General features: G+C 63.3%; 22 protein-coding genes, 1 tRNA gene and 1 pseudogene. 17 read left to right on the forward strand and 7 right to left on the reverse strand.

What is annotated here, in order from left to right:
* Window positions 1–12 precede the first annotated feature (12 nt).
* Window positions 13–1,572, reverse strand: a complete 1,560-nt coding sequence (locus M728_RS14950; protein WP_026620075.1) for an alkaline phosphatase — start codon at window positions 1,570–1,572, stop codon at window positions 13–15.
* A 420-nt stretch (window positions 1,573–1,992) separates the two neighbouring features.
* On the reverse strand, window positions 1,993–2,214 hold the full coding sequence (locus M728_RS14955; protein ID WP_026620076.1) for a KTSC domain-containing protein: 222 nt from the start codon (window positions 2,212–2,214) through the stop codon (window positions 1,993–1,995).
* A gap of 172 nt (window positions 2,215–2,386) precedes the next feature.
* On the opposite strand from M728_RS14955, the gene M728_RS14960 reads away from it, so the two are divergent.
* Window positions 2,387–3,694, forward strand: coding sequence for an amidase (locus tag M728_RS14960; protein ID WP_026620077.1), 1,308 nt, complete (start codon window positions 2,387–2,389; stop codon window positions 3,692–3,694).
* 143 nt (window positions 3,695–3,837) lie between these two features.
* Here M728_RS14960 and M728_RS14965 read toward each other — a convergent pair whose 3' ends face one another.
* Window positions 3,838–3,990, reverse strand: coding sequence for a hypothetical protein (locus M728_RS14965; RefSeq protein ID WP_156943394.1), 153 nt, complete (start codon window positions 3,988–3,990; stop codon window positions 3,838–3,840).
* 237 nt (window positions 3,991–4,227) lie between these two features.
* Here M728_RS14965 and M728_RS14970 point away from each other — a divergent pair, with 237 nt between their 5' ends.
* The gene (locus M728_RS14970) at window positions 4,228–4,749 is read left to right on the forward strand and encodes a hypothetical protein (protein WP_026620078.1); all 522 of its coding nucleotides are present in this window, start codon (window positions 4,228–4,230) and stop codon (window positions 4,747–4,749) included.
* A 114-nt stretch (window positions 4,750–4,863) separates the two neighbouring features.
* A complete protein-coding gene (locus M728_RS14975) occupies window positions 4,864–5,649 on the forward strand; it encodes a DUF429 domain-containing protein (protein ID WP_026620079.1) in 786 nt (261 codons plus the stop codon).
* Between the two features lie 7 nt (window positions 5,650–5,656).
* On the opposite strand, the gene M728_RS14980 is transcribed toward M728_RS14975, so the two are convergent.
* Window positions 5,657–5,746, reverse strand: a tRNA-Ser gene (locus M728_RS14980).
* A 301-nt stretch (window positions 5,747–6,047) separates the two neighbouring features.
* Here M728_RS14980 and rplU point away from each other — a divergent pair.
* The 4 genes and pseudogenes from rplU to M728_RS15000 form a co-directional block, all read left to right on the forward strand.
* A pseudogene (gene rplU / locus M728_RS14985) lies at window positions 6,048–6,359 on the forward strand (50S ribosomal protein L21); the annotation flags it as partial.
* 96 nt (window positions 6,360–6,455) lie between these two features.
* On the forward strand, window positions 6,456–6,725 hold the full coding sequence (gene rpmA, locus M728_RS14990; RefSeq protein WP_026620081.1) for a 50S ribosomal protein L27: 270 nt from the start codon (window positions 6,456–6,458) through the stop codon (window positions 6,723–6,725).
* Between the two features lie 131 nt (window positions 6,726–6,856).
* Window positions 6,857–7,489, forward strand: a complete 633-nt coding sequence (locus M728_RS14995) for a GNAT family N-acetyltransferase (RefSeq protein WP_026620082.1) — start codon at window positions 6,857–6,859, stop codon at window positions 7,487–7,489.
* A complete protein-coding gene (locus M728_RS15000) occupies window positions 7,486–8,070 on the forward strand; it encodes a GNAT family N-acetyltransferase (RefSeq protein ID WP_026615461.1) in 585 nt (194 codons plus the stop codon). The genes M728_RS14995 and M728_RS15000 overlap by 4 nt, the downstream gene beginning before the upstream one ends.
* A 45-nt stretch (window positions 8,071–8,115) precedes the next feature.
* Here M728_RS15000 and M728_RS15005 read toward each other — a convergent pair whose 3' ends face one another.
* Entirely contained in the window at window positions 8,116–8,976 is an 861-nt protein-coding gene (locus M728_RS15005; protein ID WP_026620083.1) for an endonuclease/exonuclease/phosphatase family protein, read from the reverse strand.
* A 78-nt stretch (window positions 8,977–9,054) separates the two neighbouring features.
* Here M728_RS15005 and obgE point away from each other — a divergent pair, with 78 nt between their 5' ends.
* The 10 genes from obgE (at window position 9,055) to M728_RS15055 (ending at window position 19,560) form a co-directional block, all read left to right on the forward strand.
* Window positions 9,055–10,065, forward strand: coding sequence for a GTPase ObgE (gene obgE, locus M728_RS15010; RefSeq protein ID WP_026620084.1), 1,011 nt, complete (start codon window positions 9,055–9,057; stop codon window positions 10,063–10,065).
* A gap of 1 nt (window position 10,066) precedes the next feature.
* Window positions 10,067–11,248 carry a glutamate 5-kinase gene (gene proB / locus M728_RS15015; RefSeq protein WP_026620085.1) on the forward strand — a complete coding sequence of 394 codons (1,182 nt, stop codon included), beginning with the start codon at window positions 10,067–10,069 and terminating at the stop codon, window positions 11,246–11,248.
* Window positions 11,241–12,524: a glutamate-5-semialdehyde dehydrogenase gene (locus M728_RS15020; RefSeq protein WP_026620086.1), complete on the forward strand. Its 1,284-nt coding sequence runs from the start codon at window positions 11,241–11,243 to the stop codon at window positions 12,522–12,524. Before proB ends, M728_RS15020 begins: the two co-directional genes overlap by 8 nt.
* Window positions 12,525–12,580: 56 nt before the next feature.
* Window positions 12,581–13,174, forward strand: coding sequence for a nicotinate-nucleotide adenylyltransferase (locus M728_RS15025; protein WP_245269688.1), 594 nt, complete (start codon window positions 12,581–12,583; stop codon window positions 13,172–13,174).
* A gap of 165 nt (window positions 13,175–13,339) precedes the next feature.
* Window positions 13,340–13,786 carry a ribosome silencing factor gene (gene rsfS / locus M728_RS15030; protein ID WP_034883393.1) on the forward strand — a complete coding sequence of 149 codons (447 nt, stop codon included), beginning with the start codon at window positions 13,340–13,342 and terminating at the stop codon, window positions 13,784–13,786.
* A 178-nt stretch (window positions 13,787–13,964) separates the two neighbouring features.
* On the forward strand, window positions 13,965–14,447 hold the full coding sequence (gene rlmH, locus M728_RS15035; RefSeq protein WP_026620088.1) for a 23S rRNA (pseudouridine(1915)-N(3))-methyltransferase RlmH: 483 nt from the start codon (window positions 13,965–13,967) through the stop codon (window positions 14,445–14,447).
* A 165-nt stretch (window positions 14,448–14,612) separates the two neighbouring features.
* On the forward strand, window positions 14,613–16,046 hold the full coding sequence (locus tag M728_RS15040) for a murein hydrolase activator EnvC (RefSeq protein ID WP_026620089.1): 1,434 nt from the start codon (window positions 14,613–14,615) through the stop codon (window positions 16,044–16,046).
* The gene (locus tag M728_RS15045; protein ID WP_026620090.1) at window positions 16,036–17,358 is read left to right on the forward strand and encodes a S41 family peptidase; all 1,323 of its coding nucleotides are present in this window, start codon (window positions 16,036–16,038) and stop codon (window positions 17,356–17,358) included. Before M728_RS15040 ends, M728_RS15045 begins: the two co-directional genes overlap by 11 nt.
* Before the next feature lie 327 nt (window positions 17,359–17,685).
* Window positions 17,686–18,888 carry a divergent polysaccharide deacetylase family protein gene (locus tag M728_RS15050; protein WP_026620091.1) on the forward strand — a complete coding sequence of 401 codons (1,203 nt, stop codon included), beginning with the start codon at window positions 17,686–17,688 and terminating at the stop codon, window positions 18,886–18,888.
* 144 nt (window positions 18,889–19,032) lie between these two features.
* Window positions 19,033–19,560, forward strand: a complete 528-nt coding sequence (locus M728_RS15055; RefSeq protein WP_026620092.1) for an RNA pyrophosphohydrolase — start codon at window positions 19,033–19,035, stop codon at window positions 19,558–19,560.
* Between the two features lie 238 nt (window positions 19,561–19,798).
* Here M728_RS15055 and bfr read toward each other — a convergent pair whose 3' ends face one another.
* Both bfr and M728_RS15065 read right to left on the reverse strand, forming a co-directional pair.
* Window positions 19,799–20,284 carry a bacterioferritin gene (gene bfr / locus M728_RS15060; RefSeq protein WP_026615450.1) on the reverse strand — a complete coding sequence of 162 codons (486 nt, stop codon included), beginning with the start codon at window positions 20,282–20,284 and terminating at the stop codon, window positions 19,799–19,801.
* Window positions 20,250–20,561: a (2Fe-2S)-binding protein gene (locus M728_RS15065; protein ID WP_026620093.1), complete on the reverse strand. Its 312-nt coding sequence runs from the start codon at window positions 20,559–20,561 to the stop codon at window positions 20,250–20,252. The genes bfr and M728_RS15065 overlap by 35 nt, the downstream gene beginning before the upstream one ends.
* Between the last annotated feature and the right edge of the window lie 231 nt (window positions 20,562–20,792).

The following is a 20,792-nucleotide window of genomic DNA, read 5'->3' on the forward strand; positions in this document are numbered from 1 at the left end:
AGCTCTGCCGCCTCATGCGACGGCCGCCGGGTCGAGGGTCACACGCCAGAGTTCCTGGTCCTGCCGGTCCATGAGCCGCACGGTCATCTGCCGGGTCTGGCCGCTGATGTCGACGATGCCGAAGAATTGCAGGCCCGCCGAAGGCGGCAGGTTGCTGTCGATGCCGCCGCCCGACGCTTTGATGAAGCGGACCTCCGGGCCGAAGGTCATGTCGAACTCCTTCGGCCCATAGGTGCCGGAATGGAGGGGCCCGGAGACGAATTCCCAGAAGGGCAGGAAATCCTTGAAGGCCGCACGCGACGGGTCGTAATGATGCGCCGCCGTGTAATGCACGTCCGCCGTCAGCCAGACGATGTTCTCGATCGCGTTGTCGCGGATGAAGCGCAAGAGATCGGCAAACTCCGTCTCACGGCCCGTGGGCGCGCCATTGGCGCCATTGGCGATCGCATCCGAGCCGCGCCTTGCCGAATAGTCGTCCCAGACGACGAGACCGACCGGCATGTCGCAGGCGATCACCTTCCAGGTGGCGCTGGAGGCCGCAAGCTCGCGCTTCAGCCAATCCGCCTGCCGCCAGCCGAAAAGGCCGGAATCCCCCTCCCCCTGGTTCGGTCCGCGATAGGAGCGCAGATCGACGAAGAAGACATCGAGCAGCGGACCATAGGTAATCTTGCGGAAGATGCGGCCCGGCTGCGTCGGCAGTGTGCGGATCGGCGTCATCTCGTGGAAGGCACGCGCTGCGCGAGATGCGTAGACGGCGACATCCTTTTCCGGATAGCGCGGATCGTCGCGAAGGTCCGTCGAGGCCGACCAGTTGTTGAGCACCTCGTGATCGTCCCACTGATAGAAGGTCGGGCAGGTGGCGTTCAAGTCCCGCACGTGCTCGTCGAGCAGGTTGTATTTCCATTGCCCGCGATATTCCTCGAGCGTGCGGGCGACGTCGCGTTTCTCGGGCGTCACAATCCGGTTCTTCCACATGCCGCCGTCGCGCAGCTTGATCTCGTCGGGAATGGGATTGTCGGCATAGATCGTGTCGCCGGAATGGATGAAGAAATCCGGCTCGTGCAGACGCATGGTCGAATAGGTCTTCATGCCGACCTCGTCGATGCCCCAGCCTTGGCCGGCCGTATCGCCGGACCAGACGAAGCGCACCGAGCGCCGGCGCAAGGGGGCGGTGCGGAAGCGCCCGACGACCGGCTCGGAGACGCGGTTGGCGTCATAGAGATCGGTGGCGGTGAAGCGGTAGAAGATGTCCTGGTCCGGCAGCAGATGATCGAGCCGGCACTTGATGGCGCAATCGGTCTGCGGCGTCGCATCGATGTCGGGAAGCCGGACGGCGTTCGCGAAGCTGTCGGTGGTGGAATATTCGATCGCCACCCGCGCCGGCCGATCGACACGCGTCCAGATCATGCCCGATTGCGTATCGACATCGCCGGATTGCACCCCATGCAGGAATTCCGGCCGACCGTAGCCGCGGGCATAAAAGGGGGTCGCAAGTCCGGAAGAAGCGACGAGGCCGGCGGCGCCGGCGGAAAGGAGGAAAGAACGCCTCGTCAACGTGTTTCGAACAGCCAAAACCTGCCTCCGGTCCCGTGTCGCGAATCATCTGTCTCTCGCGAGCGGACCATTGGCGAGCCGCATGTCAGCGGCTTTACAACCACGTGAAACTATTTGAACGGTTTGGCGACAGTTCTGTGAAGGCGGCTGAAGCCCGCCCGGCTTGAAGGCGTGCGGCGGGAAGCGGCGCTACCGAGAGAGGGATATCAAAACGTGCCGCACCTTTGGCGCAGCGGCGCGGGACCATGCTGCCCCTCATCTGCCTGCCGGCATCTTTTCCCCGTCAGAACTGGGAGAAGAGTGTATGCCGCACCGCCGCCGTCTAGCCCAGGACCTTGCCCTCACCCTGCGATGTGATTGGGGGGACGGAGAGCGTGCCGCTTGTCCCTTCGCCCCCTGCGGGGAGAAGGTGCCGGCAGGCGGATGAGGGGCTTTCCTCTAATGCATGAAACCGTAGTGGTTTTTTATGTTGTGATTGAAGTAGGCCCCGGCGGAACCCGCATGCAGGAGTTCCTCGTAAATGCGCTCCGGCACATCGAGGTAATGGTAGGGCCGGCGGTTGCCCAGGAACCAGATGCTCAGCGTCCGGCGCGGCGCATCGTATCTGACCTCGTGGATTGCAGAGGAGTCGAGGATTGCAGACGATCGCAGGATCGGCATTGGCGCCTCCCGATGGATTCCGGCAGCTCTTGTGTTCTTTATTGTATAACAAACGCGCGGCGCTATAAACCATGGCCGCAATCGCCGGCCCTCAGACCGTGCGCACCGTGGGTGCACGCCCTCGTCTCATGAAGGAAAACCGCGGCTGTCTCCGTTCACGAGGTCTTTCGCCTTGCGCAAGTCGAACACCCCTTCCCGCGACCGGCTCGAAACCATTCTAACGCGGCTCGACGAGCGGCGCGCCGAAGAGCGCGTCTTCATGAAGCTCTATCGCGAAACCGCCCGGGCGGAAGCCGACGCCGCGGACATGAGGCAGCGCGAAGCGAAGAGGCTTGGTCCCCTCGACGGCCGGATCGTCTCGATCAAGGATCTCTTCGACATCGCCGGCGAACCGACATTGGCGGGCTCGATCATCCGCCGCGACGGGCCGCCAGCAAAAGCAGACGCGGCCGTCGTCCGACGCTTACGTGCGGCCGGCGCCGTCATCATCGGCAAGACGCACATGACCGAATTCGCCTTCACCGCCGTCGGCCTCAATCCGCATTACCCGGTGCCCGGCAACGCGATCGACGCAAGCCTCATTCCCGGCGGCTCGTCGTCCGGTGCAGCCGTCTCGGTGGCGGAAGGCACGAGCGAGATCGCCATCGGCTCCGATACCGGCGGCTCCGTGCGCATTCCGGCCGCGCTTCACGGCCTCGTCGGCTTCAAGCCGACCGCCCGCCGCCTGCCCCTCGACGGCGCCTTTCCGCTTTCGCCCAGCCTCGATTCGATCGGCCCGCTTGCCCGCACTGTTTCCGACTGCGCGGCTGCCGACGCGGTCATGGCCGGCGAAATGCCGGAGCCATTGACGCCACTGCCGCTGGAGGGTCTAAGGCTCGGCATACCGAAAGGTCTCCTCCTGGACGGCCTTGCGCCGGATGTCGCCAGGGCTTTCGACACGAGCCTGCAAATGCTGTCGCACGCCGGAGCAAGGCTCGCCGACTGCCCGATCGACGATCTTCTCGCCCGCTTCGCCGAGGCGACCTCGATCGGCTCCCTCGCCGGGCTCGAAGCGAGCCGCGTTCATGCCGATTGGCTGATGGACGAGAACGCACCCGTCGACATCCGCGTAAAATTGACGCTCCGCCGCCGCCTCGCCGTCCCCGACGCCGCCATCGACAACCTGCTGAGGACGCGGCAAAAGCTCGCCCGCGCCATGGACGAACGGCTGACGCCCTTCGACCTCATCCTCCTGCCGACGACACCTATCTCCGCCGTCAGCATCGCCTCGGTGGAGGGGGACAAGAGAGAGTACCGTCGCGTTGAAGACCTGCTGCTGCGCAACACGCAGGTTGCCAATCAGTTCGACCTGACGGCGATCACCCTGCCGATGCCGGGCACGCGCCTGCCGGCCGGGCTGATGCTGATGGCGCGAAACGGCGCCGACGAAAGGCTGCTGAGGCTGGCGGCTTCAGTGGAGAGCTTGCTGCGGCACGTTTGATGCGCCTGGAGTTCTGCCCCTTTCCGCAGGCCTCAAGGACAAAGACATGCAGCAATTCAAAGGCTACAGCGACCTTTGCGCGTCTGGTAAAACGCGCGGCGCTGTAGGCATGAGCGACAAGCGAAGTTTCCCCGGCAAAGGTCTCAATGCATGGTCCGGGACCATTCCTCTTTGAGGATCCGGAATGCATCTTCGAGCGCCGCGACGAGAACATCGGTGAGCTCGTCGCCGTCATTGTTCATGAGGTAGAGGGCGACCGTCGAATCCCGCGGGTCGCTGTCAATCTCGCTAGACATCTCATCGTCCTTTTCGCCGCGTTACATCCCGGCTGTTGGCGCGATGGTAGAAAGGCTGACTTGCGCCGAGCTTGAGGGGCGACGAGAGGAAGCGCGGCGCCGCCTCTTGCCGTCATCCCCCCTTGTGGGGGAGATGGCCGACAGGGCAGAGGGTGCCAGCGAGCACCGAGATGTTTTTTGCTCGCCCTGTCGCTCCTGGCACGGTAGACGACGATGGAAATCACTGTCGGAACCAAGATGGCGAAGAAAACGAAGCGCGATGAGCTCCACCTGCAACGGCTCAAGACCGATTTCCCGGACATCCACGCCGCGCTGCTCACCGGGGAGATCCCGTCATTGCGCAAAGCGCTCGTCCTCGCTGGCCTGAAGCCGGAGCGTACCCGGCTCGATAAGCTCAAGAACTCCTGGATGAAGGCGAGCGATGTCGAGCGCGATAGCTTCCTGACATGGCTCGCCGCCAAAGGCGCGCTGCCCGCGACCGCCACCCCGTCCGTTCCCTCTCCGGCAGCGGATGTGCGGCCCGCCGGAACCCCGATCGCCAGCGGCCGCTACCTGCTTCCCTCCACCATCGCCGAGATCCGGACGATCATGGCCCGGCGCCGGCTGAGCCCCAACGACGTGATGCGCGAACTGGGCTTCCCGCCCGATGGCCGGCCGCTCGCTCGCGCGGTGACCCGCAACGCGAGCCTCAGACTGTCGGTGATCGCGGCATTGGAGGTGTGGCTCAAGAGGAATGCGGGGCCCGAGCCGAGCCCATAAGCTTGGCCGCCCATTGCGGACCTAACGAGCCTCAAACAGGGATGTTTGTACCGGATGCATGGGTAACACTTCGGTGAGCATCGACCCCGCCCGGGAACCGACGACGGAGAGGAAATGCCCTTTCGCAACCTGGCACTGCTCGGCATCGACGTCGGTTATTCGCACTCGCGCGCGACCACCGGTCTCGCCTGGAGCATCGGCGGCGATTGCGACGTCGCAAGGACGCACACCGATTGGGAGCGCCGCCACCGCCACATTCCCGCTTCGGCTAAATTCGCCGTCATCGCTATCGACGGCCCCCTGACGCCGCCGGATGCCCCCGACGATCTCGACCGCCTCTGCGAACGCCTCTTCACCCGCGGCGCCTTCCAGAAACGCTGCAAGCCGGGCCTCAGCCAGCACGGCCACGGCCGAGCTTTGAGAAAAGCCGCCGCCGAGACCGCCGCGCAGGTGAGCCACCTTTCGGACGCGACGACGATCGGCAAAGCCGTCATTCCCGGCACCACTATCATCGAAGCCTTCCCCAACGCCTTTCTCGGCGTTCTTCTTGCGGATGAGCGTTTTGCTATGTCGAAGGCACCGAAGCGGAAGAAGTTCGATTGGCTGTATGACCATGCGGTCGAGGCCGGCGTCTTCGAAACGCTGCTTGGTTTTCTCGGGTGGAAGAACGAGTGCCTGCTTCGGAAGGTCGCGATCGAACGCGATCATGAAAAGCGGGCAGCGTGGGTGTGCCTGCTGACAGCTGGATGTGCTGCTGTTGGTAAGTCGGAGATTATTGGCGACGAGGCCGGAGGCTGGATCTGGTTGCCGCCGGCGGAGCTTTGGACAGGGTGGGCGAGGCAGGGTTTGGCAGAGAGCAGGGCAGCAGTCTCGGCGCGCAGCAGTCATGCGCCGGCTTGAACGTTACTGGCGGAGAGGGGGGGATTCGAACCCCCGATGGGCTTGCACCCATGCCGCATTTCGAGTGCGGTGCATTCAACCACTCTGCCACCTCTCCGCGGGGCCGGTTGGCGCTCTCTCAAGCGCGGCCGGTTCATAGCGGCAGTTTCCGCCGCTGGCAAGGGGCTCGCGGAAGAATATCTGCGATATGGTGGCTTTCACCTTGACAAGCAAGATCGATTCTCTTAATCCGCGCCATGAGGTGGTGTGGTCTGACCATGCCGCGCGGGGTACAAGCTTGTGCCCTCTCACTGGCGAAGGTCAAGGTTTCCGAGGCGCTTCGCTCCAACGTAACGACTGACAAAAAGACGGCCTTGCCTTTCAGGCAAAGAGCCGGACCGAACATGAAAGGATAAAATATGTTCGCAGTCATCAAGACCGGCGGTAAGCAGTACCGCGTGGCAGCCAATGACGTCATCACCATCGAAAAGCTCGAAGGCGTTGCTGGCGACAAGATCGAATTCACCGAGATCCTGATGGTCGGCGCCGGCGCCGATGCCACCGTCGGTGCTCCGTTTGTCGAAGGTGCCGTAGTCAGCGCCGAGGTTGTGGACCAGGGCCGCGCCAAGAAGGTCATCGCCTTCAAGAAGCGTCGCCGCCAGAACTCCAAGCGCTCGCGCGGCCATCGCCAGCATCAGACGATCGTCCGCATCCTGGACATCGCTGCCGCCGGCGGCAAGGCGAAGAAGGCTTCGAAGAAGACCGAAGCCGCCGCTGAAGAAGCCGCAAACTGAGTTCCGGGATCGAAGGTTTAAAGGAGAACACCAATGGCACACAAGAAAGCTGGCGGTTCGTCGCGCAACGGTCGCGATTCTGAGTCCAAGCGCCTTGGCGTGAAGAAGTTCGGCGGCGAAGCCGTCATTCCAGGCAACATCATCGTGCGCCAGCGCGGCACGAAGTGGCATGCCGGCGCCAATGTCGGCCTCGGCAAGGACCATACGATTTTTGCGCTTACGGCAGGCAACGTGGACTTCCGTACGAAGGCCAATGGTCGCGTGTACGTGTCTGTAATGCCGAAAGCGGAAGCAGCGGAATAAGCCGGTAGCGCTCTAAAACAGCCGGCGTCTCATCGACCCGGCTGATGCACCCGCAAGGTTCAAAAGCCAGACTTCAAAGGGGAGATGGGGCGATACCCAACTCCCCTTTTCGCATCTCTGGAGGAAGAACCATGCAAACCGAGCTCTTGAGGGAAGACCAATCCCGGTCTCCCGAACAAAGGCTGAGGCCTCAGCGGTCAAGGACCGATTGCCCGATATTGTTATCGCCCCGGCTCGTTTTGCGCGCGCCGCATGAAGACGATATCGACGCCCTTGCCCATCTTGCCAACAACGCCAACATCGCCACCATGGTCTCGCGCATGCCGCACCCCTACACCACGGCGGATGCGGCCGATTTCGTGCGACGCGCAAAAGCCGGCACGATTGGCAAGTGCGTCTACGCGATCACGAAAGCGGACAATGGCGCATTCCTCGGTTGCTGCGGGATCGAGCCTCATGCCGACGGCAAGACGGTCGAACTCGGCTACTGGCTGGGCGAGCCCTACTGGAACCAGGGCTATGCCACGGAAGCGGCGCAGACCTTGACCGACATGGCCTTCCGCACCCGCGACATCGACCAGATCGATGCGCGCTGCCGGGTCATGAACATGGCCTCGCGCCGCGTCATCCAGAAATGCGGGTTCCAGTTCCAGGGCTCCGGCATGGTCGGCAGCCTGGCGCTCGGCGGCATGGTTGCCGTCGAATGGTACCGGCTCGACCGCAAGACCTGGGTATCGCTCAGAAGCTGGGGAGGCATGCGATGAACGCGCTCGTTTCCGAACGCTCGCGCCTCGTTGCCCGTCCGGATCCCGGTCCCTCTCCGGTCATCGAGACGGAGCGGCTGAGGCTCAGGCCGCATCGGCTCTCCGACGCGCCAGCGATCGCCGAATCGCTCAGCGACTTTCAGGTCGCGCGCATGCTTGCGCGCGTCCCCGCTCCCTATGACCAGCAGGATGCGCTCGACTGGCTCAACCGCCAGACGGCCAATGTCCTGCCGGACTGGACGCTGGCGATCACCGCGGGCGACGATGTCCATATCGGCTGCATCGGCATAGAGCTCCGGCACGGTCGATGGCATGTCGGCTATTGGCTGAACCGGTTCTACTGGGGCAAGGGCCTGGCGAGCGAGGCGGTTTATGCCGCCGTCGAGCGCTTCTTTCGCCGCATGCCGGAGGTGACGCTCCATTCGGGCGTCTTTGCCGACAATCCGGCTTCGCTGCGGCTGCAGGAGAAGCTCGGCTTCAAGGTGACCGGCTGCAGCCAGATCTATGCGCTGGCCCGCAACGCCATGGTGGCACATATCGAGACGCGGCTTGCGGCCGAGGGGCTGCGCCGGCCGGCGTGAACAATCCGAACCCCGCCGGCTCCTCTCCGGCGGGGTTTTTCATGTTCAATGAAGCTCGAAACCGACGGGGAGATGGTCTGATCCCGTCGCTTCGTAATCGGTCCAGGCGTCCTTCAGGCGCGGGACAAGGCCGGCGCTGAGAAAGCAATAATCGAGATGCATGCGTCTTTGCGGGTCGTCCGGATGGATCCAGCTATAGCTTTGCGGAGAAAGCCGACCCAGATGGGCAAGTGCGTCGACCGGGTTGCCGACGCGGAGCGAACGTCCGTAAAAGGCGTCGGCGGTCCCCGTCATCGCGTTGTATTCCGGCGATTCCGGCTCCATGTTGAAATCGCCCATCACCACGAACTCTTCCGGATACGGCGGCTCGGCAAAGCCGAAATCGGCGGCTCCGGAAATCGCCCCGCCCTCCAGCGGATAGTTGATGAGCCGCTCTTTCAGGAACTCGATCTGGGAGATCCGCTCGGTGGGCGACACATGGTCGAGGTGTACGGAATAGACGCGCAGCGGGCCTGCGGGCGTGGCGATCAAAGCTTCGGTCGCGCCGCGCTGCAAATTCATTGGGCTCACGGTGCGCGTGCGCGGCAGCATGATCAGCCGCGCAGACAGGATCGGCCAGCGCGACAGGATCATGTTGCCGAACTGGAAGCGGCGGTTGATCGCACGGCCGTTCTCGATCGACGAGCCGGCATCGAGGTCGCATGGAGCATGGAAAACGGAGAAATAGTTGGGAAGCAGCTCCTCGAAGGTCCGAACAAGATCGACATTGCCGTTGCGGTGGAAGTTGCGGGTCACCTCCTGCAGGGCGATGATATCGGCGTCGCGAAGGCAAGCGGCGATGCGCTCGGGATCGAAACGCCCGTCGAGACCGATGCCGTATTGGATATTGTAGCTCGTGAAGCGCACGATAGTCTTTGACCTCCAAGATAACCGCCTATATCGATGGCGGCAAATTAGCCGATACAGAAAACAGATGGCAGCCACATGAAATTTCTCGACGAAGCAAAGGTCTATATCCGGTCCGGGGATGGCGGCGCGGGCGCCGTCTCCTTCCGCCGCGAGAAATTCATCGAGTTCGGCGGTCCGGACGGCGGCGATGGCGGCCGCGGTGGCGATGTCTGGGTGGAGGCCGTGAACGGCCTCAACACCCTCATCGACTTTCGCTACCAGCAGCACTTCAAGGCCAAGACCGGCACGCACGGCATGGGCCGCAACCGCACCGGCGCCAAGGGCGCCGACGTGACGCTGAAGGTGCCGGTCGGCACGCAGATCTTCGAGGAAGACAATGAGACGCTGATTGTCGACATGGTGGAGGAAGGCCAGCGCTATCGTCTCGCCGCCGGCGGCAATGGCGGCTTCGGCAATGCCCATTTCAAATCCTCCACCAACCAGGCGCCGAACTGGGCTAATCCCGGCCTCGAAGGCGAGGAGAAGACCATCTGGCTGCGGCTGAAGCTGATCGCCGATGCCGGTCTCGTCGGCCTGCCGAATGCCGGCAAGTCGACCTTTCTCGCCGCCTGCACCCGCGCCCGGCCGAAGATCGCCAATTATCCGTTCACGACGCTGCACCCCAATCTCGGCGTCGCCACCGTCGACGAGCAGGAATTCATCATCGCCGACATCCCCGGCCTGATCGAAGGCGCCCACGAAGGTATCGGCATCGGCGACCGTTTTCTCGGCCATGTTGAGCGCACGCGCGTGCTTCTGCACCTCGTCTCCGCGCAGGAGGAGGACGTCGCCAAGGCCTATACGACGGTGCGGCACGAACTCGATGCCTATGGCGGCGGCCTTGAAGAGAAGCCGCAGATCGTCGCGTTGTCGCAGATCGACGTGCTCGATGATGAGGAGCTGAAGGCCAAATCGAAGGCCCTCGCCAAGGCCTGCGGCTCGCCGCCGCTCCTGCTCTCGGCTGTCACCAACAGGGGCATGACGGAAGCGCTGCGGGCGCTGCGTGGCGTCATTGTCGCCGCCAAATCCGGCGAGGAGAACGCGTGAGATGACGAAGACCCGCAAAGCGATCGAGAAATACCGCCGGGTCGTCATCAAGATCGGATCGGCGCTGCTCGTCGACCGTCAGACGGGGCTGAAGAAGGCCTGGCTCGACGCCTTGTGCGCCGACATCGCCGCGCTCAAGGCGAAGGGCGTGGAAGTGCTCGTCGTCTCCTCGGGCGCCATTGCGCTTGGGCGCACGGTGCTCGACCTCGCCTCCGGCCCCTTGAAGCTCGAGGAGAGCCAGGCGGCAGCGGCCGTCGGCCAGATCGCGCTCGCGCGCGCCTGGTCGGAGAGCCTCTCGACCCACGCGATCGTTGCCGGCCAGATCCTCTTGACGCTCGGCGATACCGAGGAGCGCCGCCGCTATCTCAACGCCCGCGCGACGATCGGTCAGCTCCTGAAGCTCGGCTCGGTGCCGATCATCAACGAGAACGATACCGTCGCGACGACGGAGATCCGCTACGGCGACAACGACCGGCTGGCGGCTCGGGTGGCGACCATGCTCGGCGCCGATCTGCTCGTCCTGCTTTCCGATATCGACGGGCTCTATACCGCGCCGCCGCATCTCGATCCCGAGGCGCGCTTCCTCGAAACGGTCGCGGAGATCACGCCCGAGATCGAGGCGATGGCGGGGGGTGCCGCCTCCGAGCTCTCGCGCGGCGGCATGCGAACGAAGATCGATGCCGGCAAGATCGCCACCACGGCCGGCTGCGCCATGATCATCGCCTCCGGCAAGCCGGACCATCCGCTGGCAGCGATCGAGGCGGGTGCCCGCTCCTCGTGGTTTGCGCCTGCCGGCTCGCCCGTAACCGCGCGCAAGACCTGGATCGCCGGACAGCTTCTTCCCGCTGGCTCGGTGGCAATCGACGCCGGCGCGGAAGCGGCGCTGCGCTCCGGCAAGAGCCTGCTTCCAGCCGGCGTGCGGCAGGTGACGGGGACCTTCAGCCGCGGCGACACGATCGCTATCTTGGGCGCGTCCGGTCGCGAGATCGCGCGCGGGCTTGCCGGCTACGACGCGGACGAGGCGCGCCAGATCGCCGGCAAGAAATCGGCCGAGATCGGCGCGATCCTCGGCTATGCCGGCCGCGCTGCCATGGTGCATCGCGACGATATGGTGATGACCGCCCCGGCTGCCGCGCGGGCCGAGGGGGAACGAGATGAAAGAGAGGGCAAGCTCCATGCTTGAGACGGCGAGGAACGGCGACGACGTCAACGCGATCATGCTGGAGATCGGCCGCCGCGCCAAGGCGGCCGCCCGACCGCTTGCGATCGCCAGTGCCGAGCGCAAGCATGCGGCCCTCGTCGCCATGGCGGATGCGATCCTCGCGAGGAGCGACGATATCCTTGCCGCCAACGCGGTGGACCTCGAAAACGCGCGCCAGACGGGCGTCGCGAAAGCCTTCATCGACCGGCTGACGCTGACGGCAAGCCGCATCCGCGACATGGCCGACGGTATCCGCGCGATTGCCGAATTCAAGGATCCGGTCGGCGAGGTGATCGCCGAATGGGACCGACCCAACGGCTTGCACATCGAGCGCGTGCGCACGCCGCTCGGCGTCATCGGCGTGATCTATGAGAGCCGGCCGAATGTCACCGCCGATGCCGGCGCGCTCTGCCTCAAGGCCGGCAATGCCGTGATCCTGCGCGGCGGTTCCGACAGCTTCCACTCCTCGCGCGCGATCCACGCCTGCCTCGTCGAGGGGCTGAAGGCAGCGGGACTTCCGGAGGAGGCGATCCAGATGGTGCCGGTCGCCGACCGTGCCGCCGTCGGCGCCATGCTCACCGGCCTCAACGGCGCGATCGACGTGATCGTGCCGCGCGGCGGAAAGAGCCTCGTCGCCCGCGTGCAAAACGAGGCGCGGGTGCCGGTCTTCGCGCATCTGGAAGGCCTCTGCCACATCTATGTCGACGCCTCCGCCGACCTCGACATGGCGAAGAAGATCGTCGTCAACGCCAAGATGCGCCGCACGGGAATTTGCGGGGCCGCCGAAACGCTGCTGATCGACCGCAGTGCCGCCGACGAGCTGGCAAAGCCGCTCCTCCAGGCGCTCCTCGACGCGGGCTGCGAAGTGCGGGTATCGGAGGAGCTTGAGGGCCTCTTGCCCGGCCTGAAGGCGGCGAGCGACGAGGACTGGGCGACCGAATACCTGGATGCGATCATTTCGGCGAAGCTCGTCGACGGCATTTCAGGCGCCATCGGGCACATCAACACCTGGTCTTCCGCCCACACCGAGGCGGTAATCGCCGAGGACCCGGCGATCGTCGAGCGCTTCTTCTCCGAGATCGACTCCGCAATCCTTCTGCACAATGCCTCGACCCAATTCGCCGATGGCGGCGAATTCGGCATGGGCGGCGAGATCGGCATTGCCACCGGCAAGATGCATGCGCGCGGGCCCGTCGGCGTCGAGCAGCTCACTTCGTTCAAATATCGCGTGCGCGGCACGGGACAGGTGCGGCCCTGACGACACCCGTCGAAGTGAACCCGCGCTATCTGCGCATGCCCCATGTCGAAAGCGGCATGGTGGTCGGTCTGTTCGGCGGATCCTTCAATCCGCCGCATGACGGCCATGTGCTCGTCGCCGAAACGGCGCTGCGCAGGCTCGGGCTCGACCAGCTCTGGTGGATGGTGACGCCGGGCAATCCGCTGAAGGACCGCAACAATCTCGCGCCGCTCGCCGAGCGCATCGAGTGGAGCGAGAAGATCGCGCGGAATCCTCGCATCAAGGTCACCGCCTTCGAGCAGAAGCTCGGGCAGAGCTATACGGCCCGCACGCTCGAGATCGTGCGGGCGCTGAACCGCGACGTACGGTTCGTTTGGGTCATGGGGGCGGATAATCTCAAGAACTTCCACCGCTGGCAGAACTGGCGCAAGATCGTCGGCACCTTTCCGATCGCCGTCGTCGATCGGCCGGGCTCGACGCTTGCCTACCTCTCGTCACGCATGGCGAGAACCTTCGGCCACGCGCGCGTCGACGAAGACGATGCGGGAACGCTGGCCTTTCGCCGTGCACCGGCCTGGACCTTCATCCATGGGCCGCGCTCGCCTCTGAGCTCGACGGCGCTGCGCTCTACAGCGCCGCGCGTCTCGTCAGACGCGCAAAGGTCGCTGTAGTTCTTTGAATTGCTGTATGTTCTTCCCCATAAATCGGCTTCGATTTAAGCGAACATGCAACAGCCAAATCAGGGTGATTTCCCATGATTCAATTCTCGTGTCTTGAAACCTTATAGGTTTGGTGCCTACATTTACGGACGGTTCGACCTGAAGCTCGAATCGAAAGTGCTTGTTCTGTTCATTTGGAAAGGAAAGACCCTGACAACAGCACACGCCAAGGGATATGCGGTCTCCGCATTCCCGCGCCGCGCGGAAGCAAGCGACGAAGCCGCTGTCCGTGCGCTTCAACTGGTCCTCGAAAGCCTAGAGGACTCAAAGGCAGAAAATATCGTTACCATCGACATTGCCGGAAAATCGGCGCTGGGAGACTTCATGGTCGTCGTCTCCGGGCGATCGAACAGGCATGTGATGGCTATTGCCGACCACTTGATAACGGACCTGAAGGACGACGGCTTCGGCAACGCCCGCGTCGAAGGTCTCGAGGGTGGTGACTGGGTGCTGATCGACACCGGCGATGTGATCGTTCACATCTTCCGGCCGGAAATCCGCGAGTTCTACAACATCGAAAAGATGTGGGCGGCTCCGGAGATCGAGGACGGCACCCTGCACTGAGACGCGCCGCCCGATCCTGACCCATCGTCTCGGGACGGAGCGGCGACCAGTGCCGAACTTGAAATGCGGCTGTCATCGCCGATGAGCGGTGGCAGGCACAGCGGCGCGCGTTGACCAGGCGCGAGAAAGTCGCTGCCGCACTTTTACGTCCTGCATGTTTGTTGGGGACAGATCGGTCATGCGTATCGGACTTTTCGCAGTCGGCCGCCTGAAGGCGGGGCCGGAAAAGGATCTCGCGGGCCGCTATCTCGACCGTTTCGCAAAGGCCGGACCGGCCGTCGGCCTTGAACTCGCACGCGTCGTGGAAGTGAATGAAAGCCGTGCCGCCAACGCGGAAACACGCAAGCGCGAGGAGGCCGCCCAGCTTGAAAAGGCGCTCGCCGATGGCAGCCTGCTCGTGCTCCTCGACGAACGCGGCAAGACGCTCGATTCGGAAGCCTTCGCCAGCCTCCTCGGCACGTTCCGAGATAGCGGCAAACGCGACCTGATGATCGCGATCGGCGGAGCCGACGGCCTCGACCCGGCGCTCCATTCGCGCGCCGACTCCGTGCTGTGTCTCGGCAAAATGACCTGGCCGCACCAGCTCGTGCGCATTCTCATCGCCGAGCAGCTTTACCGCGCGGTGACCATCCTCTCGGGCCATCCTTATCATCGAGCGTGAACGACTTTGAGTGGCCTCCCCTCATCCGGCCTGCATTCCGCCTGCCTCCGCCCACGAACGAGCAGCGCCGCTCACCGCCCCTCTCGCAGCAATAACGAGAATATGTATTGGTGCGCCCAGCCAAATCAGATTAGGGTTTCCTAACTTTTTGACGCATGAGTCTGGATGAGACCTCAAAGAAATAGAGCCGATTTGGTGCCGGGTGCGCGCTGTGGGCGGCGGATCGGCCGCGGCACTGCGATCGCGGCGGTGTTCCTGTCCATGATCGGTCCGGCCATAGCTCAGGACACGAATGTCGGCGCTCCTGCCGATACGAATGCCGTGAAGCAGGGCCCCCCCGATCCGACCGCCGATCTCAAGCTGCGGCGCGACAGCACGGCGAGCGAACTCGAGGCTCTGTCGAAGACGATCTCGCTTTCACGCGAGCGCGCCGAGTCCCTCGAAAAGACCATCGCCGAGATCGACAAGAGCAACGAGGCGTTGCGTGCGGCGCTCGTCGAGTCGGCCAAGAAGCGGCAGGAGCTGGATCGCCAGATTGCCGATGGCGAAAGGAAGCTCGGCGATCTCCGGGTGAAGGAAGATGTGGTGCGCCGTTCGCTGCGCGGTCGGCGCGGCGTGCTTGCTGAAGTGCTTGCCGCCCTGCAGCGGATGGGTCGCAACCCGCCGCCGGCGGTCCTGGTGACGCCGGAGGACGCGCTTGCCTCCGTCCGCAGCGCCATTCTGCTCGGCGCCGTCGTTCCGGAAATACGCGAACAAACCGAAAGTCTGGTCGCCGACCTAAAGGCGCTCGCCAACATCCGGAGCGGTATCGCGACCCAGCGCGGGGAACTGACGGCGGCGATGACCGCCAGCCTCGAAGAAGAACGGCGCATGTCGATGCTCGTTGCCGAAAAGGAAAAGCTGCGGCAGCAGAACGCGACCGAATTGGCGGCCGAACAGCGCAAGGCCGAGGAGCTTGCCTTGCAGGCCACCAATCTCGAGGGCCTGATCGCCTCGCTCGAAACCGAGATCTCCTCGGTGCGCGAAGCGTCCGCGGCCGCCCGCGCCGAAGAAGAGGAGCGCCGGCGGATGAACGAAGCCGAGCGCGAGGCGGCGCGCGAGCTCGCCAAGAGCGCCGTGCCCGACAAAAACCGCATTGCGCCTGCATATGTCTTTTCGGAATTGCGGGAGAGGCTCAGCTATCCCGCCGCGGGGTCGCTTGTACGTCGTTTCGGCGACGCGGACGGCACCGGACACTCGCTGCAGGGGATCATGCTCGAAACCAATGCAGGCGCGCTGGTGACTACGCCGGCGGATGGGTGGGTGGTCTATGCCGGCAGTTTCCGCAGCTACGGGCAGATGATCATCCTCAATCCCGGCGACGGCTATCACATCGTGCTCGCCGGAATGGAAAGCGTCAGCGTGCGCCCGGGGCAATTCGTCGTGGCCGGCGAGCCGGTTGCGACCATGGGTGCAAAAAGAGTGGCGAGTGCGGCGGCCTTGACGCTGGAAACGGACCGGCCGACACTTTACATTGAGTTCCGGAAAGACGGGAAACCGGTTGATTCCCGACCGTGGTGGACCGTAGCAGAGGTTGGAAAGGCGCGAAATGATACGTAGAGCTTCACTTGTTCTGGTCGGGGCGCTGATGGGGGCGACGGCAATGGGCGTCGTCTATTCGGCAACCATCCCGGCCGTGGCGGCGAATTCGTCGACATACCGGGAACTGGCGATCTTCGGCGACGTGTTTGAACGCGTCCGCGCGCAGTACGTGACGCCGCCGCAGGATGACAAGCTGATCGAGAATGCCATCAACGGCATGCTCTCGTCCCTTGATCCCCATTCGAGCTACATGAACTCGGCCGACGCCGAGGACATGCGCACGCAGACGCGCGGCGAGTTCGGTGGCCTCGGAATCGAGGTGACGATGGAAGAGGATCTCGTCAAGGTGACGAGCCCGATCGACGATACGCCCGCCGCACGCGCCGGCGTGCTTGCCGGCGACTTCATCTCCAAGATCGATGGCCAGGACGTGCGCGGCCTGAAACTCGAGGAAGCGGTCGACAAGATGCGCGGTGCCGTCGGCACGCCGATCAAGCTGACGATCCTCCGTAAGGGTGCCGACAAGCCGATCGAGCTGACGATCGTGCGCGACGTGATCGCCGTCCGCGCTGTCAAGGTCCGCACCGAGGGCGATGTTGGCTATCTCAGGGTAATCTCCTTCACCGAAAAGACCTTCGACGACCTGAAGAAGGGCATCGAAAAGATCAAGGCCGAAGTGCCGGCAGACAAGCTCAAGGGCTATGTCCTCGACCTGCGCCTCAATCCGGGCGGCCTGCTCGATCAGGCGATCAACGTCTCCGACGCCTTCCTGGAGCGCGGCGAGGTGGTCTCGACCCGCGGCCGCAACCCGGACGAGACCCGCCGCTTCAACGCGACGCCCGGCGATCTTGCCGACGGCAAGCCGGTTATCGTGCTCGTCAACGGCGGCTCGGCATCGGCATCGGAGATCGTCGCGGGAGCTCTTCAGGATCTGAAGCGCGCGACCGTGCTCGGCACACGCTCCTTCGGTAAGGGCTCCGTCCAGACGATCATCCCGCTCGGCGATGCCGGCGCACTGCGCCTGACGACGGCGCTCTATTACACGCCGTCCGGCAAGTCGATTCAGGGCACCGGCATCACACCGGACGTCAAGGTCGAGCAGCCGCTGCCGCCGGAACTCCTGGGCAAGGTGGAGGCGCAGGGCGAATCCAACCTGCGCGGCCATATTCCGGGCCAGAACGAGACGGACGAAGGCTCCGGTTCGGTCGCCTACGTGCCGCCGGAAGCCAAGGACGACATCCAGCTCAACTATGCGCTGGACCTCTTGCGCGGCAAGAAGACGGACCCGGCCTTCCCGGCCAATCCGGAGCAGGCCGAGCTCAAGAAATAAGGCCGACCGAGAACTGACAAGGAGGCGCCGGGCTGTTCAACCCGGCGCCTTTCTATTATGCATCGGCGATACAGCCGGATATGCGATGATTCTCCACGAAACGTCCGTTTCTACCGGTGACTTTGCTGGGGATGGTCGAGGGAATGTGCACGGATTTCCTGTCGCTGGTTTTTCGAATCGGCCGCGATGACCGACGGGCGATTCAGGCCCGATCTACAGCGCCGTGCGTCTTTTCAGACGCACAAAGGACGCTGTAGCACTTTGAATGGCTGCATGTTTTTGTCCTTAAATGAAGGAAACATGCAGTAAGCTCGACCGAGGCTCCGTTTGGGAACTGATCTCAATGCCCCGCTTGGCCAGAACCGGAAGGAGAAGCCGGCGCGCAAGCGCGATCTCGGACGCGTCCTTCGCTATTCGGGATTGAGCCTGGGCGCTCTTGCCGTCGTCGGATTTTCCGTGTGGAGTGCCCTTTTCCCCGACGGCTTGAGGCGAAGGCCTGCGACGCCGGCAGCAACGGAAGCGATCGCTGTCGCCGACGAGAAACCGGCCGCGGGGGAACCGGACAGAGGGAAAGACACCGGAGCGCTCGGCCGCAGCGGCGCGCTCGCCGGCGCCCATGTCGAGAAGGTGCTGACCGACGACGGCGCGACGGTGACGAAATACACGCCGCGATCGCGCGAAAGCGACGGGCCGGCGCTGATCAATGTCGGGCCACGCGGCCAGGACCCGCGCATGGCGGCGCTTCCGAACGAGGATCTACTGGAGGACGGCCCGGGCCGCCTGCCGATCATCGGCCCGGACGGCTTACGACCGATGGACCAATATGCGCGCCCCTGGTCCGGCGCGCGTGGCACCCGCATCGCGATCGTCGTCGGCGGGCTCGGCCTCAGCCAGACAGGAACGCAGCGCGCCATCCGCGACCTGCCGCCGGAAGTGACGCTCGCCTTTGCCGCGGCCGGCAACAGCCTGCGGCGCTGGATGCAGGATGCGAGGCGCGACGGGCACGAGATCCTGCTGCAGGTGCCGATGGAACCCTTCGACTTTCCGAACAACGATCCGGGGCCGCATGCGCTCAGCGTATCCGCGGGCGCCAAGAAGAACCTCGCGGAACTGCACCGGAGCATGGGCCAGATCACCAACTACACCGGGATCATGAACTATCTCGGCGGGCGGTTTCTCTCCGACGCGGATGCACTGGAGCCCGTGATGCGCGATCTCGGCAAGCGTGGCCTCCTGTTCCTCGACGACGGCACGTCGGCGCAGTCGCTTTCCGGAACTCTTGCCGGCGCCTTCGACGTGCCGCACGGCTTCGCCGATCTCGTTCTCGACGGCGAACTCAGCCGGAGTGCCATCCTGCGCAGGCTCGACGAACTGGAGCGCATTGCGCGGCGTAATGGCACGGCGATCGGCGTCGCTTCCGCCTTCGAGGAAAGCGTCGCGGCGATCGGCGACTGGATGGAGGAGTCCCAAGGACGCGGCATCGAATTCGTCGGGGTGGCGGCGCTCGTCAAGGATCCGCAACAAAATTGAGATACTGCATGTTTCCTCAAATCGCATCCGATTTAAGGATAAAAACATGCAGCACTTCAAAATGTTACACCGACCTTTGCGCGTCTGATAAGACGTGCGGCGCTGTAACCGAAGGCCGCGGACACAGCTAAGGAAAAAATGGATATGGGTAAGGATAAGGACAGGATTTTGAAGGCGGAGGACTTACCCTACCGGCCGTGCGTCGGCGCCATGGTCCTCAATCATGAAGGCCTCGTCTGGGCAGGGCACCGGCTTGCCGTCGGCAATTCGGAATATGACGGCTCGCCGCAGCTCTGGCAGATGCCGCAAGGCGGCATCGACGACGGCGAGGACCCGCTGAAAGCTGCCTATCGCGAGCTTTACGAGGAGACCGGCATTCGCTCGGTTTCGCTCATCGCCGAGGCGCCGGACTGGATCAATTACGACCTGCCGCCGCACCTGATCGGCATCGGCCTCAAAGGCAAATATCGCGGCCAGAGGCAGCGCTGGTATGCCTTCCGCTTCGAAGGGGATGAAAGCGAGATCGCCATCAATCCGCCGCCCGGCGGCCACGATCCGGAATTCGACGCCTGGGAATGGAAGCCGATGCACGAGCTGCCTGGGTTGATCGTGCCCTTCAAGCGCAAGGTCTATGAACAGGTCGTCGCGGCTTTTTCCCACCTGGTGCGCTGAGTAGTTAAAGAGGAAAGCTTGCGGGCATCTCGGCCCACCCACATGCGCGCCCCTCACCCTCTCTGTCATCGATGAAGAAAAGAGCGCCGCGCGCCTGAGCGGCACGCGGCGCTCGCAATCGAAGAGACTTACTGCATGTTTCCTTAAATCGTACCCGATTTAAGGATAAAAACATGCAGCAATTCAAAGTGCTACAGCGTCTTTTGTGCGTCTAAAAGGTCGCACGGCGCTGTAGCGCTTACTCGGCTTCGTCGGCCGACGCGGCGTTGAGTTGGCCGTATTTCTCCTCGCCGATCTTGTCGAGCAGGTCGAGCTGGGTCTCCAGGAAATCGATATGGCCCTCCTCGTCGGCGAGCAGTTCTTCGAAGAGCTTCATCGAGACATAGTCGCCGGCGGCGTGACAGATATCGCGGGAGTTCTTGTAGGCCGTGCGGGCGTCGTATTCGCCGGCGAGGTCGGCCTTCAGCACTTCCCTGACATTCTGCCCGATGCGAAGCGGTGCGACGGTCTGCAGGTTCGGATGACCTTCGAGGAAGATGATGCGCGCGATCAGCTTGTCGGCGTGGTGCATCTCCTCGATGGACTCGGCGCGCTCCTTCTTGGCGAGCAGCGTGTAACCCCAGTCTTCGAGAAGACGATAATGCAGCCAGTACTGGTTTACGGCACCGAGTTCGAGAAAGAGCGCTTCGTTAAGCTGCTCGATGACCTTTGCGTCGCCTTTCAATATCCGCCCTCCGGTTTTCTTCATGGAATTGTCTGAGGCGGGTCATGAAATCAAATATCTCGGCTTCCGTCGAGTGGCGGCTGGCGTGATATTCTTCGGTGGTGCGGATGATGATGTCGACGACGTTGGGGAAGCAGCCGCAGCAACGGCCGCGCTTTTCCATCGCATGATAAACTTTCGCCGGCACGATCAGCTGCCAGCAGTCCTCGTCGAGGAGGCTGATGATCGTGTCTTCGATCTCTTTTTCACTGATGAAATTGCAACTGCAAACCAGCATTTCGTCTTGCCTGTGACACGCAACGCTCTGATTTTCCGATAAAGCAAAAGAGGATATTTGCCGTCAACAAAAAACTCCTCTCCGTAAAGTTGAAGGGTGCTTTAGATCGATTCTAGACTTGACGAAAATCACCGCGTTTTCAGCACATTAGAGAATTCTAAGGAGACTGTTTTTCCTCCAGAACTTGCAATTTCGACGTCGCAAGCTGCGACATTTTTACACAGTTCAGGC

It is taken from the genome of Ensifer sp. WSM1721, assembly GCF_000513895.2.
Lineage (GTDB): Bacteria > Pseudomonadota > Alphaproteobacteria > Rhizobiales > Rhizobiaceae > Sinorhizobium.